Origin of the sequence: Desulfotignum phosphitoxidans DSM 13687 (genome assembly GCF_000350545.1) — a bacterium.
Lineage (GTDB): Bacteria > Desulfobacterota > Desulfobacteria > Desulfobacterales > Desulfobacteraceae > Desulfotignum > Desulfotignum phosphitoxidans.
On sequence record NZ_APJX01000003.1, the window covers coordinates 1 to 13,883 of the forward strand.

Below are 13,883 nucleotides of genomic sequence, written 5' to 3' on the forward strand. Positions count from 1 at the left end.
GGTGCTCCCGAAAAAAGGCAGATGCAACAAGGCTGAATGTGAAGAAGAAACAGCAAAGGATTTATTCGTTTTAAAGAAACATTCAGCGGTTGAATCGGCTATAAACGGGTTGGAAAATCATGGTCTGGACAGATGCCCGGATCATGGTATTCAAGGATTTAAAAGATACGTGGGCCTGTCTGTTCTGGCAAGAAACCTCCAGATCATGGGGCATAATATACAACAAAAAGGATTGAAACAGCTGCAACGGTTTGAACAGCGCAAAGCCGCTTAAAAACAGGCCATTGCATCAAAAACAGCACGTCAAACACTACAGGTGTGCCCGAAAAATGGGAAAGTCGTCAAAAAACGACTATCATGAAAGCACTTTCCCCGGTTTGTGATAGCAGGAGGACCAACAATTGAAAATTTTGTCAGGCATGTGCCCCGGAAAATCTCAAAATCGGGGTTTCCGGCCAGCCACTAAATAAGAGAAAAGCGGAAACTAAATTCTGCTTTTCTCTGTATATGCCTGTTTTTGATGCAGCGTTTTACCTAACATCATATCTTTAGCATACGCAGTTTCTGGATCAGGTGTTGTCGGGCAGGGTCAGGCCTGTTTTATCGTGCAGGCCTGACCCTGCCCTTAAGATATAATTTCGGTGTCAGGTGTTTTATAATCAGCGCTGACGGTTATTTTGACGGCGCGCCAAACCACTTTTCATACAGTTTGGCATAGGTGCCGTCTTCCTTGAATTTTAAAATGGTGATGGTGAATTTTTCCCTCAACTCACTGCCCTGGGGGAAGGCGATGCCGTAGGACTGGCCCTGGTACAGCGGGCCCACAACCTTGACTTTGCCTTTTCCCTGGTTCTGGGAATAATACATCAGGGGCGGGGAATCAAAGAAAACTGCATCCACACCGCCGGTGAGCAGTTCCATGAACAGGTTGTCGGTATTGGGAAACAGTTTGACATCTGTAATATTCTGGGATTTTAAAAAATCAACACTGGTGGTGGCCAGTTTTGTGGCCACTTTTTTGTCTTTAAGATCGTCAATGGTCTTTATGTCGTCATTGTCTTCCCGGACCAGTATGACCAGGCCGGCATCATAGTAGGGATAGGAAAAATCAACCACTTCTTCTCTAGAAGACTTGATGGTGATACCGGCTATGGCTGCATCAATGCTGTTGGATTGCAAAGCCGGGATAATGCCGTTGAAATCCATGGTCTGCCATTTATAGTCAAGCCCCAGGTCCTTGGCAATGGCATCAAAAAGCTGCACATCAAATCCGGTGAATTCCCCTTTTTCATTTTTGAACTCAAAGGGCCGGAAATTGGCATCAACTCCCACGATCAGCGGTTTTGCATGGACGGTTCCCAAAGCGATAAATGAGCAGATGATGGCACATAGGAACGATTTGAAAAATTTTGTCATTTTTCCCTCCTTTTTCAGGTTGTTAAACACGAAATCATAAATAATGTGACAACTGTTTTAATAGCGTGACAGTTATGTCATAAAAAAAATCCCTGACGATTGTCAAGGATTTTTTACACAGGCTGGATATTTGCCATAAGCATACCAGGTTTTCAATCGATCTGAGCAGCACTCTGTCCCAAGAATCGCCCCTGGAGGTGTCCTGTGCCCGGCCCGGGATTTGCGGGGGGCCTGTTTGCATAAGAACCCGGCTATATGCCCTCCAGGGCCTGCGTAAGATCCGCGATCAGGTCCCGGGTGTCTTCAATGCCCGTGGAATACCGGACTAGGCCTTCGGGAATGCCCATGGCGGCCCGCTCCCGGGCCGTGCATTCCACATGGCTGGTGGTGGCCGGCATGCCCACCAGGGTTTCCACGGCGCCTAAGTTGGCGGCGGCATGGGCAAATCTGAGCCGGGGCAGAAGCCGTTTGACGGCTTCCAAAGTGTTTTCCTTTAATTCAAAACTGAGCATTCCCCCGAACCCCTGCATCTGTTTGCATGCGATCTCATAATTGTCATGGGTTTCCAGGCCCGGATAATAGACCCGGCCCACAGCCGGATGTTCGAAAAGAAACCGGGCGATTTCCAGGGCGCTCCGGTTTTGCCGGGCCACGCGAAGATGCAGGGTTTTCATGCCTCTGAGCAAAAGATATGCGGCCATGGGATGCAGGGTGGCCCCGTTGATTTCCCGGAAATGATAGATTTTTTCAACCAGGTCTTTATTCCCGCAGATCACCCCGCCCAGGGCATCGGCATGGCCGCCCAGAAATTTGGTGGCGCTGTGGAGCACCAGGTCGGCCCCCAGTTGCAGGGGGTTCTGGTTGATGGGGGTGGCAAAGGTGTTGTCCACAATCACAATGGCACCGGTTTTTTTGGCTGCGGCAGTCAGCCGTTCCAGGTCCAAAATCTTGATGGTGGGGTTGGTGGGGGTTTCCAGATACACCAGTTTGCAGCCTTTGGCAATTTCGGTTTCAATGGCTGCATGATCCGCGGTATCGCACAGCGTGGTATTCACCTGGAACCGGGGCAGAAATTCAAAAAACAGCTTGCTGGTCCCGCCATAGGTGTCTTTAATGGATACCACCCGGTCCCCGGACCCAAGCAGCCCGAACAACGCACTGCTGATGATGCCCATGCCCGTGGCCGCACTGGTGGCGGCCTGTCCTCCCTCCAGGAGCCGCACTTTTTCCTCAAACGCCTGGACCGTGGGATTGGTGTTTCTGCCATAGATGTGGCCGGGTTTTTCTCCTTTGGCCACCTGCATCCATTCATCCATATCCCGGTATCCGAAAGACACACTGTGAACCACGGGTACCTGGGTGGCGCCCTGCATCCATGATTGTTCCTCTCCGCCCCAGACCGACTGGGTATCCTTATGTACAGGATTGTTCATCCGTTCTCCTTACGATATTTAAGTTGTGTTATTTTTATGGTCCGTTCAAAACAGCAACCGGGGTTATACTGTTTTTGGGGGGCAAAGTCCAGCATATCCGGATGGGGCTGTGCATCATGCCGGTCAATCATTTTTTTCCTCCATCTTGAGTCAGCCGGGCATTGTATCGAAAATGGCACAATGCTATAGTACCCGCCGGTAATGACGCAGAACCCATGAATGGGTCACATGACTGGCTGAACATAAGGATGAATGACATGACCGATGACCTGGTGATTTTTGCCGGCCGCACGGCATACAGACATATCAGGAAAAACGGATTGTCGCCCAATGATATCGACCTGGTGCTGGGGGCTTCAGGGGCTGCCAAATGGCTGGTGATTTACGGCCTGGATGCGGCCTTGTTTTCACGCTGGTTTGCACACCGCAAAGACCCGCTGCCCGTGCTGGGCACGTCCATCGGGGCCTGGAAATTTGCCGCAGCCGCTCAAAATGATCCCGTGCGGGCCTTGTCGGCCTTGAAACATGCGTATATCCACCAGTACTATCAGGGACGGGTGACCCCGGCCCAGGTGTCACGGGAATCCGGGCGGATCATGGCTTCGTTTCTGGACCCGGCCCGGGTGAATGAGATTCTGGACCATCCTTTTTTGCGCATCGCGTTCGGAGCGGTCCGGTGCCGGTATCTGCTGGCTTCCGGACACAGAATCCCCCAGATCCTGGGTGTTGCCGCCGGTGCCATGCTGAACCGGATGTCCCGGAACCTGAACCGCCTGTATCTGGAGCGGGTCGTGTTTCACCATGACGGGTTTGATACCGGCGGGGTGGATTTTTCCGGTTTTCCCACCCGGTGTGTGCCCCTGGCACCCGGTAATTTTCAGTCCGCTCTGACCGCATCCGGTGCCATTCCCTATGTCATGGAAGGGGTGACAGATATTGCCGGTGCGCCTTCAGGCATGTACAGAGACGGCGGGATTCTGGATTATCATCCCGCCTTTGCCCTGACCCCGGGCCATAAAGGATTTGTCCTGTATCCCCATTTTTATCCCCATCTCATTGCCGGGTGGTTTGACAAAAAACATCCCGGCCGCCGGGTGACCGGTGCTGTGACCGACCGGATGATTCTGGTGGCCCCCTCGGACCGGTTTATATCGCAGCTTCCCTTTGGCCGGATTCCGGACAGAAAGGATTTCATCCGTTTAAAAGGACAGGATGCCAAACGGGTGGATGCCTGGGAAACAGTGGCCGATTTGAGCCGGAATCTCGGAGAGACCTTTCTTGATATCACCCGCACCGGCCGGATTCAGGATCTGGTCCGGCCTTTGTCCTGAATTTTAATCATCACACAATGCCGCCAGAATGGATTGACATGCCATGTCTGCGCCGCCGGACCGGGCCGCCACATACGCATGCGCTTTTTGCTGCCGACAGTGACGATCTTCCGGATGTTTCAAAAGTGACACCATGGCATGGGCCGCAGATTGCCAGTTTTTTTTTCTTTGCACCAGCCCGGTGTCAAACACCTTTTTTCCCACCCAGAAAAAATCGTCCCAGAACGGTCCCGTGACAACCGGGGCCCCCTGGAGCAAGGGTTCTAAAAAATTCTGGCCTCCTAAAGGCTTCAGGCTGCCGCCCATGAACACGGCATGGGCATATCTGAAAACATGGCGCATCTCACCGAACCGGTCCCAGAGGATAATGCCCGGTTCAGCCGGAGGAGATGCCAGTTCAGACCTGAGATAAATCTTTACCCCGGTTTTTTTCAACCGGCGTTTCCAGAATCCGAGCCGGTGCATGTGCCTGGGAAATATTGCCATCACCTGCCCGGGGAACTGATGTAACAGTGTATGAATCATTTTAAGCACCTGCGTTTCTTCCTGGCGGCGGATGGAGGCAAACACGGACACGGGCCAGGGGCAGGGAAAGATGTCCGTTGACACGGATGTGGGTATTTCAGGGGCCTCAGGAGCCAGGGTTTCAAACTTGATATTGGGCATCACGGATACCCTTGCCCCGTCAAACACCTCCCGGAATCTTCCGGCATCCGGATCGGAAACAGCCAGGATCTGATGTAAACCGATGTTCGACCATAAAAATTTTGTCATCCCATACCCCCGGCGGCTTTTGACAGACATGCGCCCGTTTACCACCACAACCCGGGTGTGCCGGCGGTTCAGAAAATGCAGCAGGGCCGGCCAGAGCTCGGTTTCCACCAGTACCATCACTTTGGGGTTGACCGTCTCAACGGCCCGGGCCGCCACCCAAGGCATATCAAAGGGAAACCATGCCACAGATATGGACACTTTGGCGGACACCGGTTTTTTTTCAAGTTCTGAACACAGAATTTCCATGCCCTGATCCGTGGTGGTGGTGATCAATATCCGCACGGGCCGGTCCGGGGAAAAATGCTGAACCAGGCAGGCGGCCAGAAGGGCTTCTCCGGCAGATGCCGCCTGAATCCAGACATCAGCGGGATTTAGATGGGATGGATCGGTCCGCTGGGCAAAGGTGCGGGCCAGTCGGGGGTGGCGCCGCAAAAAAGGCAGGGCCGCGGCCCAGAGCATGTTGTAAAATCCCATAAAATCGGGTATAAAGGCGATCTTTGTCATGGGAGCCTATGCTCGCATGTTTTTTTAAGATTGACAATAGGGCTGGAACCAAAGATATAAGGTTTATGGATAAAACACTTGCCGGTCTGTCCGGATCACGCCGCAGAAAAATTCTGGAACTGATATTTCAGCACAAGGGATACCTGATTGTTGCGGCCCTGTGCATGATCGTGGTGGCGGCTGCCAACGGGTCCATGGCCTTTCTGGTCAAACCCGTGATCGATGATATTTTTGTGGCAAAGGACCGGGACATGCTCATGCTGATTCCGGCGTTGGCCGTGCTGGTGTTTTTTCTCAAAGGCGTGGGCACGTTCGGGTCGGAATACCTGATGAACTACATTGGCGAGCGCATTATTCGGTATTTCAGGGAATCGCTGTACGACCGGATCACGGATCTGCCCCTGGCCTTTATCCACAAGGAAAAAACAGGCGCGCTCATGTCCCGGATCACCAATGATGTCAATATTGTCAAGGGCATGGTTTCCACGGCCGTGGTCAATATATTCCGGGACTTTTTTTCCGTGATCGCTTTTTTGTTTGTCATTTTTTACCGGGACTGGCAGCTGGCCTTAGGCGCTTTTGTGGTGCTGCCCCTGGCGTTTTATCCGATTCTGATTTTCGGTAGACGGGTCCGAAAGTTTTCCACGGGGACCCAGGAAACCATGGCGGAGTTGAACTCATTTCTGCACGAGACATTTACGGGCAGCAAGATCATCAAGATTTTCAATCTCCAGGCGTTTGAGAAACAGCGGTTCAAACAAAAGACCCGGCTTTTGTTTGAACTGGAAATGAAAAAAGTGATTGCCAAGGCCCTGTCTTCGCCGGTCATGGAGTTTCTAGGGGGCCTGGGTATCGCCTTTATCATCTGGTTCGGGGGCATGCGGGTCATCAACGGCACGTCCACACCCGGCATCTTTTTTTCTTTTTTAACGGCCGTGATGATGCTGTATGATCCCGTGAAAAAAATTTCCAAGCTCAACAATACCATCCAGGAAGGCGTGGCCGCGGCTTCCCGGATTTTCGATGTGCTGGAAGAAGACCAGACCATCAAAGAAGCCCCTGATCCGCAGATGCTTTCCGGCCGGGCACTATCTGTGGCGTTTGACGATGTGTGTTTCAGTTATGGGCCCGATGAAAACCCGGCCCTTAATCATATCAACCTGACGGCTGCCCCCGGGGAGGTCCTGGCCCTGGTGGGCATGAGCGGGGGCGGTAAAACCAGCCTGGTGAACCTGATTCCCCGGCTGTATGATGTGACATCCGGCCGGGTGACTGTGGGCGGTATCGATGTCCGGGACCTGTCCGTTCAGTCGTTGCGGGACCATATTTCCATTGTGACCCAGGAACCCATTCTGTTCAACGAAACCGTGAAAGACAATATCCGTTACGGCCGCATGGATGCCACGGATCAAGAGATCCAAGCCGCGGCAAAGGCTGCCTATGCCCACGAGTTCATCACTGGATTCCCCAAAGGGTACGACACCCTGATCGGGGAACTGGGTTCCCGGTTGTCCGGTGGAGAAAAGCAGCGCATCTGCATTGCCAGAGCCCTGATCAAGGACGCGCCCGTGCTGATCCTGGATGAAGCCACATCCGCTCTGGATTCCCAGGCCGAGAAAGTGGTGCAGAAAGCCCTGGAAAACCTGATGAAAGGTCGGACATCTTTTGTCATTGCCCACCGGCTGTCCACCATTGATTATGCGTCCCGGATCGTGCTGCTCAAAGACGGGGCCATTCTGGAACAGGGCACCTCGGATGAACTCATGGCCAGCAAAGGCGCGTTTTATGATCTGGTAGTGCTGCAGATGGCGGCAAAAAATACGGCCGAACACCCGGAAAATGGACCGGCCGGGCCGCTCTATTTTCCCCAGGAACCTGAAAATAAAAACCAGTGAATCATAAGGAGAGGGATATGGGTATTTCCAAGGAACTGCTGGACATTCTGGTGTGCCCCAAATGCAAAAACCAGATCCGGTTGACAGAAAAACAAGACGGATTGATCTGTGACGATTGCGGTCTGTTGTATGAAATCAAAGACGACATCCCCATCATGCTGGTGGAAGAGGCCAAACCCATCAAGCCATGAGTGTGCCCAAAATGCCGGATCCGGCCAAGCTGGTGATGTCCGTGTTCATGAAGGAAAAACCGCTGTTTGAATCCGTGTTTCCTTTGCTGGAAACCATCGGCGGTCCCGTGGACCTGGTGTCCCGATGGCTGGATTTCGATTTTACAACTTATTATCACAAGGAAATGGGGCACCCGCTTTTCAGGCGGATTCTGGCGTTCAAGTCCCTGGTGGATCAGGCGGATCTGTCAAAAATCAAACAGGCCACCAATGCCGTGGAGCAGCAGTTTGTCAAAGATCAACAGCGCCGGATCAATATCGATCCGGGCTATCTGCTGCCCTCCCGGTTTGTGCTGGCCACGGGCAAAGACTATGCCCACCGGATTTATATCGGGGATCACATGTACGCGGATCTGACCCTGATGTATGTCGGCAAACAGTTTGTTCCCTTAGACTGGACCTATCCGGACTACCGGTCCAAAGAGATCGTTCGTTTTCTGGAACAGGTCCGGGACAAATATCTGCTGGATTTAAAAGCAGTCAAAAGGAGTCTGTCATGATAAAAAGCATGACCGCGTTTGCCAAAGCGGTCCATACAAAGGATCTGATCACGGCCGAAGCAGTGATCAAATCCTATAATTCCAGGCACCTGGATTTTGCTGTGTACCTGCCTGAACCCTGCCAGGGGCTGGAAGAGGAAATCAAAAAGATTGCAACCCGGTATCACCAGCGGGGACGGATGGAAATCCGGGTCACGATCCAGGATGAAGGCTCCCGGGAGAACGGGTTTGACGTGGATGAAGCAAAGGCATTGAGCTATTTTAAAGCGTTGAAACAGATCACCGATCATCTGGGGCTTTCCCGGGAACCGGAACTGGCGGATGTGCTGTCTGCCAGAAATATCATTGTGCCGGCCGTGGAAAATCCGGACCAGGCCCTGTTGGCCCAAGTGGTGTCTGAAGCTGTGGATCTGGCGGCCCGGGATCTGGACCGGATGCGCCGGGCCGAAGGGGAAAACCTGTACCAGGACCTGATGGCCCGGATCACAGAGATTGAAGATCAGATGGATCAGCTAAAATCTCTGTCCGGTGACATCCCCGTGCTGTATAAAAAACGGCTTCAAGACCGGCTGGCCAGACTCACGGCAGACCAGGGAGAGATCGATCCCGTCCGTCTGGCCCAGGAAGTGGCTATACTGGCGGATAAAAGTGACGTGTCCGAGGAGATCGTCCGGATTTCAAGCCATATCCATCAGTTCAGGAAAACAATGAATGCGGACAGATCCCAGGGCCAGACCCTGAATTTTCTGATCCAGGAATTCAACCGGGAGTTCAACACCATTGGATCCAAGGCCGGTCAGGCGGCGTTGTCTCACATGGTGGTGGAACTGAAATCAAAACTGGAAAAAATCCGGGAACAGGTGCAGAACATTGAGTAATATTAAAAAAAAGAAACCTGTCGCGGCCGAGCGCACAGGAACAAGTATGGAACAGGTCGTGCTGAACATCGGTTTCGGCAATACCGTGGTGGCGGACCGGGTGGTGACAATTCTCACCCCGAATTCCAGTCCTATGAAACGCCTCAAGGATGAGGCCAAAGATGACCGCCGTCTCATCGATGCCACCCATGGCAGAAAAACCCGGGCCATTATCATCACGGACAGCAACCATGTGATTCTATCGGCCATTCAGGCGGAAACCCTGTCCTCCCGGTTTGAAACCTTGATCCGGAACCCGGAACAGGCCCAGGAAAAATGATTATGAAACAAAACGGCCAATTGTTTGTGATTTCCGCGCCTTCCGGGGCCGGTAAAACCACGTTAATTCAACAGGTCATGGTCCGGTTTCCCGGGGTGTCGTATTCGGTGTCTCACACCACGCGCCCGCCCAGGCCCGGAGAGATCGACGGCAAAGATTATTTTTTTGTCACAGAACAAAACTTCACCCAAATGATCCAGGCGGGAGAATGGCTGGAATGGGCCCGGGTCCATGGGAATTATTACGGCACTTCCCGGGCGTTTGTGGAAAAACAGCTGGCAGCCGGGAACAGCCTGCTTTTGGATATCGATGTCCAGGGGGCCCGGCAGGTCATGGATGCCGGCCTGGATCCGGTTACGATTTTTATTTTGCCCCCGTCCATTGAGGTGCTGCGCCAACGTCTGGAAACAAGGGGCACGGACAGTGCGCAAACCATTGCCCTGCGTCTGGAAAACGCCAAAAAGGAAATCGCGTTGACCCATCTTTATAAGTATGTGGTGAAGAATGATGATCTGACAACGGCGGCGGATCAATTGTGTGCCATTTTCGACCAGGAGATCACATCTGCCGGAAACAAGCGGAAATCCAGCAATGTCTGAGCCGGGCATGGAAATCCTTTTCGGGTTTCACAGCGTGGTTGAAGCCCTGAAAGCCGGACGCCGCCGGTTTGAAGGCCTGTATCTGTTCAAGAAACTGTCGGGCCGCCGCAAGGACATTGTCATGGCTGCGGCAAAAACAGCCGGCATTCCCGTGTCCTTCACCGATACCCGGCAGCTGGATGCGCTTGCCCGGGGCGGGGTTCACCAGGGGATTGCGGCCCGGGCCACCTTGTTTCCCGTATTTCGTGAACCGGAGCTCATGGCACAGATTGCCCAAAGACAACTCCCGTTTCACGCATTGATTCTGGATCAGATTGAAGACCCCCAGAATGTGGGGGCACTGATCCGCACGGCCCTGTGCACGGGAATCGATTATATCGTAATTCCCAAAGACCGGTCCGCACTGCCCGGTCCCGGGGTTTCCCGGGCTTCGGCCGGTGCCATGGAGCATGCATCCATTTTTGTGGTCACCAATACCGCGTCAACCATCCGGACCCTTAAAACACACAACGCCTGGGTGGCCGGCTTGGATGCCGCAGGCAGCACGTTGCTGCACCAGGCGGATTTGACCGGAAATCTGGTCCTGGTGGTGGGCGGGGAACACAAAGGGGTTCGTCCGGGCGTGCTTAAAGTGTGCGATTTTGTCATTTCCATTCCCATTAAAAGTCCGGTCACCTCTTTGAATGCGTCAGTGGCCGGGGCCATGGCCATGTACGAGGCCCTGCGCCAGAAAATTGTCAATTAAATTTAAGGAATAACTCAAATTATCATGCAGCAACCTATTTCAATTACTTCCAACGGAACATGGCAGGTGCCGGATTATCCGTCAGTGGCCTGTATAAAAGGCGACGGCATTGGATCCGACATCTGGCCCAATGCCCGGATTGTGCTGGATGCGGCCGTCAATGCCGTATTTGGAGAAGAAAAAAAAATTGACTGGGTCCCGGTGCCGGCCGGTGCAGCCAGTTTCAAAGAAACCGGACACTGGCTTCCGGATCAGACGCTTGAAACCATCCGGAATTTGAAAGTCGCCATCAAAGGTCCTTTGGCCACGCCCGTGGGAAAAGGCATCCGAAGCCTGAACGTCCGGTTGCGAAAAGAACTGGACCTGTATGCCTGTATCCGGCCGGTCAAGTATTATCCCCCCGTGCCCAGTCCGGTGAAACACCCGGAAAAAGTGGATATGGTGGTTTTTAGGGAAAACACGGAAGATGTCTATGCCGGCATGGAATGGGAAGCCGGCACCCCGGAGTGCCGGCAGTTGATGCACATGCTCAAAACCCGTCTGAACTGCAATCTGCCGGAATCAAGCGCTTTGGGGCTCAAGCCCATGTCACCGGAAAACACCCGGCGCCTGGTTAAAAAAGCGTGTGAATACGCGTTGGAAAACAACCGCAAAAGTGTGACTCTGATGCACAAGGGCAATATCATGAAATTCACGGAAGGCGGGTTTCGCAAATGGGGGTATGAAGCGGCATTTGACTGTTTCGGAGACCGGATGATCACTGAGGATGTGCTGTACGCCAGATATGAAGGTGTGGTGCCGGACGGCCATGTGGTGGTCAGAGACCGGATCGCGGATATGGTGTTCGCCGATGTGTTGCTCAAGCCGGACCAGTATGATATCATTGCCTGTCCCAATCTGAACGGAGATTATATTTCCGATGCCCTGGCCGCCCAGGTGGGCGGGCTGGGAATGGCCCCGGGTGCCAATATCGGGGATGCCTGCGCTGTGTTTGAGGCCACCCACGGCACAGCCCCGGACATTGCCGGTAAAGATGCGGCCAATCCCTGTTCCCTGATGCTGTCCGGGGCCATGATGCTGGATCATCTGGGGTGGCACGCGGCCGGAGATGCCGTGCGCCGGGCCGTGGGCCGGGCCCTGGCAGGAGGACAGGTCACATCGGATCTGGCAGACCAGATCCCGGGGGCAAAGGCGGTATCATGTTCCGGATTTTCACGGATCGTCATGGAAAACCTGTTTGTAACAGCCTGAAAAAAACCGTTCAAAGGGTTGGGGCACTGGTGTTTCCGGACATGTGCCTCAACTGCCGGGCATTGCTGCCCGTTTCGAAGGAACCTGATTTTTCAGAGCCGGCTTTTTTCTGTGCAGAGTGTCGCGCCAGAGGACTTCCAGCATTCGAGCCCCCTTATTGCCGGATATGCGGCCATATGTTTGACACGGGAGACACCCATGTTTGTGAAACCTGCCTCACAGACCCTCCCGTGGTTCACCGGGTCCGGGCGGCCCTGGCCTATCAGGGACTGGTGCCTGAGATCGTTCCTTTGTTCAAATACCACGCCCGGCTGTCGTTGACCCCGTTTTTTGATTCCCTGATGTTCAATGCATTGGATCGATATTTCAGGGACACGGAAATCCACTGGATTGTGCCCGTGCCCCTGCACCCGAAAAAACTGCGGCAAAGAGGATTCAACCAGTCGTTGCTCCTGGTACGCCGGCTTTACGACACATATGAGCGACATTATGGCGCGCGTCCGGGGTGGCAGGTGGATGCTTCCGTATTGAAACGGGTCCGGTACACCCATTCTCAAACCGGGCTGGACATTGCCGCACGGAAAAACAATTTAAAGAACGCGTTTCAGGTTCCGGACCCGGCCCGGGTGAAAAATGCCGGCATTTTACTGGTGGATGATGTGTACACCACCGGGGCCACAAGCAATGAAGCAGCCCGGGCTCTGCTGGCTGGGGGCGCGGTCCGGGTGGATGTCCTGGTGCTGGCCCGGGCCTGATCCGGACGGATATATTAATTTTTTTTTGTAATTTTGTGACACAGGAGGAAAATATGCAGCGCTGTGACTGGTGTCTGAAAGATCCGATATATATCAAGTACCATGACACGGAATGGGGCGTGCCCGTGCATGATGACAACAAGATCTTTGAATTTCTGATCCTGGAAGGGGCCCAGGCCGGGCTGTCCTGGCTGACCATTCTCAAGCGAAGGCAAGGATACCGCAAAGCGTTTGCCGATTTCGATCCGGCCAAAGTGGCCCGGTTCACGCCGGAACGGATCGCAGACCTGCTCCAGAACAAGGCCATCATCCGCAATAAGCTCAAGGTGGCATCCGCCGTGAGCAACGCCCGAGTGTTTTTGGACATCCAGACCAAGTTCGGGTCTTTTGATCAGTATGCCTGGCAGTTTGTGGACGGCCGGCCAAAGGTCAATACCTATACTTCAGTGGACCAGATACCGGCCACCTCCAAAGAATCGGACGCGTTTTCCAAAGACCTGAAACAGCGGGGTTTCAAGTTTGTGGGCTCCACCATCATCTATGCCCATATGCAGGCCACGGGCATGGTGAACGATCATCTGGTGTCGTGTTTCCGGCATCAGGAGGTGAAAAAGCTTTGACAATGCGTACGTCATGGCGTACCATACTAAAAAAGTCCAGGAGGTTCAAATGACAATATTATCTGCAACAGAAGCACGCTCAAATCTTTACAGGCTCATTGATCAAACATCATCTTCTCATGAGCCTATCATTATTACAGGCAAAAGAGGAAATGCGGTTCTTCTCTCGGAAGAAGACTGGAAATCAATTCAGGAAACCCTGTTTCTTTTGAGCATTCCAGGTATGCGTGACTCGATCAGGGAAGGCCTTGCCACGCCAATAGACGATTGTCAAGAGGAACTTGACTGGTGAGCTGGAAGGTGGTGTTTACCAAACAAGCTCAGAAGGATGCTAAAAAAATTTCCTCATCCGGACTGAAATCAAAGGCAGAAGAAATCATAGAGATATTGAGAAATGATCCATACCAGACACCACCCCCCTATGAGAAACTGATCGGCGACTTATCAGGTGCCTGTTCAAGAAGGCTGAATATTCAACACAGAATTGTTTACCAGATTTATAATGATGAAAAAATCGTTAAAGTGATTCGAATGTGGACCCACTACGAGTAGAAAATCAACACAATCCTGCCGCAGCAAAATGCTGCGCACATCTTTTCAATACCATTTGCCGAAAATGGCAGTATTGCCATT

Annotated in this window: 16 protein-coding genes and 1 pseudogene; 14 read left to right on the forward strand and 3 right to left on the reverse strand. The window is 52.9% G+C overall.

Translation table 11 applies throughout. From position 1 onward, the window contains the following. Window positions 1–274 (forward strand): annotated as a pseudogene (locus DPO_RS07450) (ISNCY family transposase); the annotation flags it as partial. Between the two features lie 398 nt (window positions 275–672). Here the strand turns inward: DPO_RS07450 and DPO_RS07455 are convergent. Together DPO_RS07455 and DPO_RS07460 are read right to left on the reverse strand one after the other, a co-directional pair. Further along, window positions 673–1,416 carry a glutamine ABC transporter substrate-binding protein gene (locus DPO_RS07455; protein ID WP_006965183.1) on the reverse strand — a complete coding sequence of 248 codons (744 nt, stop codon included), beginning with the start codon at window positions 1,414–1,416 and terminating at the stop codon, window positions 673–675. A gap of 251 nt (window positions 1,417–1,667) precedes the next feature. After that, window positions 1,668–2,849 carry a cystathionine gamma-synthase family protein gene (locus DPO_RS07460; RefSeq protein ID WP_006965184.1) on the reverse strand — a complete coding sequence of 394 codons (1,182 nt, stop codon included), beginning with the start codon at window positions 2,847–2,849 and terminating at the stop codon, window positions 1,668–1,670. Between the two features lie 257 nt (window positions 2,850–3,106). On the opposite strand from DPO_RS07460, the gene DPO_RS07465 reads away from it, so the two are divergent. Continuing rightward, window positions 3,107–4,180, forward strand: a complete 1,074-nt coding sequence (locus tag DPO_RS07465) for a hypothetical protein (protein WP_006965186.1) — start codon at window positions 3,107–3,109, stop codon at window positions 4,178–4,180. Between the two features lie 3 nt (window positions 4,181–4,183). Here DPO_RS07465 and DPO_RS07470 read toward each other — a convergent pair whose 3' ends face one another. Continuing rightward, window positions 4,184–5,458 (reverse strand): 3-deoxy-D-manno-octulosonic acid transferase, encoded by a 1,275-nt coding sequence (locus DPO_RS07470; protein WP_006965187.1) that lies wholly within the window; start codon window positions 5,456–5,458, stop codon window positions 4,184–4,186. Window positions 5,459–5,523: 65 nt separating this feature from the next. On the opposite strand from DPO_RS07470, the gene DPO_RS07475 reads away from it, so the two are divergent. Genes DPO_RS07475 through DPO_RS07525 form a run of 12 tightly spaced genes read left to right on the forward strand, consistent with a single transcriptional unit; the run spans window position 5,524 to window position 13,802 of the window. Then, window positions 5,524–7,353 carry an ABC transporter ATP-binding protein gene (locus DPO_RS07475; RefSeq protein ID WP_051069357.1) on the forward strand — a complete coding sequence of 610 codons (1,830 nt, stop codon included), beginning with the start codon at window positions 5,524–5,526 and terminating at the stop codon, window positions 7,351–7,353. A 17-nt stretch (window positions 7,354–7,370) separates the two neighbouring features. Further along, on the forward strand, window positions 7,371–7,544 hold the full coding sequence (locus DPO_RS24500; protein ID WP_006965189.1) for a Trm112 family protein: 174 nt from the start codon (window positions 7,371–7,373) through the stop codon (window positions 7,542–7,544). Then, entirely contained in the window at window positions 7,541–8,083 is a 543-nt protein-coding gene (locus DPO_RS07480; protein ID WP_006965190.1) for a DUF4416 family protein, read from the forward strand. The genes DPO_RS24500 and DPO_RS07480 overlap by 4 nt, the downstream gene beginning before the upstream one ends. Further along, on the forward strand, window positions 8,080–8,961 hold the full coding sequence (locus DPO_RS07485) for a YicC/YloC family endoribonuclease (protein WP_006965191.1): 882 nt from the start codon (window positions 8,080–8,082) through the stop codon (window positions 8,959–8,961). Before DPO_RS07480 ends, DPO_RS07485 begins: the two co-directional genes overlap by 4 nt. A gap of 46 nt (window positions 8,962–9,007) precedes the next feature. Beyond that, entirely contained in the window at window positions 9,008–9,280 is a 273-nt protein-coding gene (locus tag DPO_RS07490; RefSeq protein ID WP_006965192.1) for a DUF370 domain-containing protein, read from the forward strand. A gap of 2 nt (window positions 9,281–9,282) precedes the next feature. Then, window positions 9,283–9,879: a guanylate kinase gene (gene gmk / locus DPO_RS07495; RefSeq protein ID WP_006965193.1), complete on the forward strand. Its 597-nt coding sequence runs from the start codon at window positions 9,283–9,285 to the stop codon at window positions 9,877–9,879. Further along, window positions 9,872–10,624: a 23S rRNA (guanosine(2251)-2'-O)-methyltransferase RlmB gene (gene rlmB / locus DPO_RS07500; RefSeq protein WP_006965194.1), complete on the forward strand. Its 753-nt coding sequence runs from the start codon at window positions 9,872–9,874 to the stop codon at window positions 10,622–10,624. Before gmk ends, rlmB begins: the two co-directional genes overlap by 8 nt. 24 nt (window positions 10,625–10,648) lie before the next feature. Continuing rightward, a complete protein-coding gene (icd, locus tag DPO_RS07505; RefSeq protein WP_006965195.1) occupies window positions 10,649–11,875 on the forward strand; it encodes an NADP-dependent isocitrate dehydrogenase in 1,227 nt (408 codons plus the stop codon). Further along, window positions 11,824–12,630: a ComF family protein gene (locus DPO_RS07510; protein WP_006965196.1), complete on the forward strand. Its 807-nt coding sequence runs from the start codon at window positions 11,824–11,826 to the stop codon at window positions 12,628–12,630. The genes icd and DPO_RS07510 overlap by 52 nt, the downstream gene beginning before the upstream one ends. A gap of 53 nt (window positions 12,631–12,683) precedes the next feature. Then, window positions 12,684–13,250 carry a DNA-3-methyladenine glycosylase I gene (locus tag DPO_RS07515; RefSeq protein WP_006965197.1) on the forward strand — a complete coding sequence of 189 codons (567 nt, stop codon included), beginning with the start codon at window positions 12,684–12,686 and terminating at the stop codon, window positions 13,248–13,250. A 49-nt stretch (window positions 13,251–13,299) separates the two neighbouring features. Then, window positions 13,300–13,542 carry a type II toxin-antitoxin system Phd/YefM family antitoxin gene (locus tag DPO_RS07520; protein ID WP_006965198.1) on the forward strand — a complete coding sequence of 81 codons (243 nt, stop codon included), beginning with the start codon at window positions 13,300–13,302 and terminating at the stop codon, window positions 13,540–13,542. After that, a complete protein-coding gene (locus DPO_RS07525) occupies window positions 13,539–13,802 on the forward strand; it encodes a Txe/YoeB family addiction module toxin (protein WP_006965199.1) in 264 nt (87 codons plus the stop codon). The genes DPO_RS07520 and DPO_RS07525 overlap by 4 nt, the downstream gene beginning before the upstream one ends. The last annotated feature ends 81 nt before the right edge of the window (window positions 13,803–13,883 follow it).

Bases quoted from the DNA above. Each gene is read 5' to 3' on its own strand.
- icd (WP_006965195.1), top strand. From the start codon at position 10,649: ATGCAGCAACCTATTTCAATTACTTCCAACGGAACATGGCAGGTGCCG.
- DPO_RS07460 (WP_006965184.1), bottom strand. From the start codon at position 2,849: ATGAACAATCCTGTACATAAGGATACCCAGTCGGTCTGGGGCGGAGAG.
- rlmB (WP_006965194.1), top strand. From the start codon at position 9,872: ATGTCTGAGCCGGGCATGGAAATCCTTTTCGGGTTTCACAGCGTGGTT.
- DPO_RS07475 (WP_051069357.1), top strand. From the start codon at position 5,524: ATGGATAAAACACTTGCCGGTCTGTCCGGATCACGCCGCAGAAAAATT.
- DPO_RS07520 (WP_006965198.1), top strand. From the start codon at position 13,300: ATGACAATATTATCTGCAACAGAAGCACGCTCAAATCTTTACAGGCTC.
- DPO_RS07485 (WP_006965191.1), top strand. From the start codon at position 8,080: ATGATAAAAAGCATGACCGCGTTTGCCAAAGCGGTCCATACAAAGGAT.
- DPO_RS07490 (WP_006965192.1), top strand. From the start codon at position 9,008: ATGGAACAGGTCGTGCTGAACATCGGTTTCGGCAATACCGTGGTGGCG.
- gmk (WP_006965193.1), top strand. From the start codon at position 9,283: ATGAAACAAAACGGCCAATTGTTTGTGATTTCCGCGCCTTCCGGGGCC.
- DPO_RS07510 (WP_006965196.1), top strand. From the start codon at position 11,824: ATGTTCCGGATTTTCACGGATCGTCATGGAAAACCTGTTTGTAACAGC.
- DPO_RS24500 (WP_006965189.1), top strand. From the start codon at position 7,371: ATGGGTATTTCCAAGGAACTGCTGGACATTCTGGTGTGCCCCAAATGC.
- DPO_RS07480 (WP_006965190.1), top strand. From the start codon at position 7,541: ATGAGTGTGCCCAAAATGCCGGATCCGGCCAAGCTGGTGATGTCCGTG.
- DPO_RS07515 (WP_006965197.1), top strand. From the start codon at position 12,684: ATGCAGCGCTGTGACTGGTGTCTGAAAGATCCGATATATATCAAGTAC.
- DPO_RS07455 (WP_006965183.1), bottom strand. From the start codon at position 1,416: ATGACAAAATTTTTCAAATCGTTCCTATGTGCCATCATCTGCTCATTT.
- DPO_RS07470 (WP_006965187.1), bottom strand. From the start codon at position 5,458: ATGACAAAGATCGCCTTTATACCCGATTTTATGGGATTTTACAACATG.
- DPO_RS07465 (WP_006965186.1), top strand. From the start codon at position 3,107: ATGACCGATGACCTGGTGATTTTTGCCGGCCGCACGGCATACAGACAT.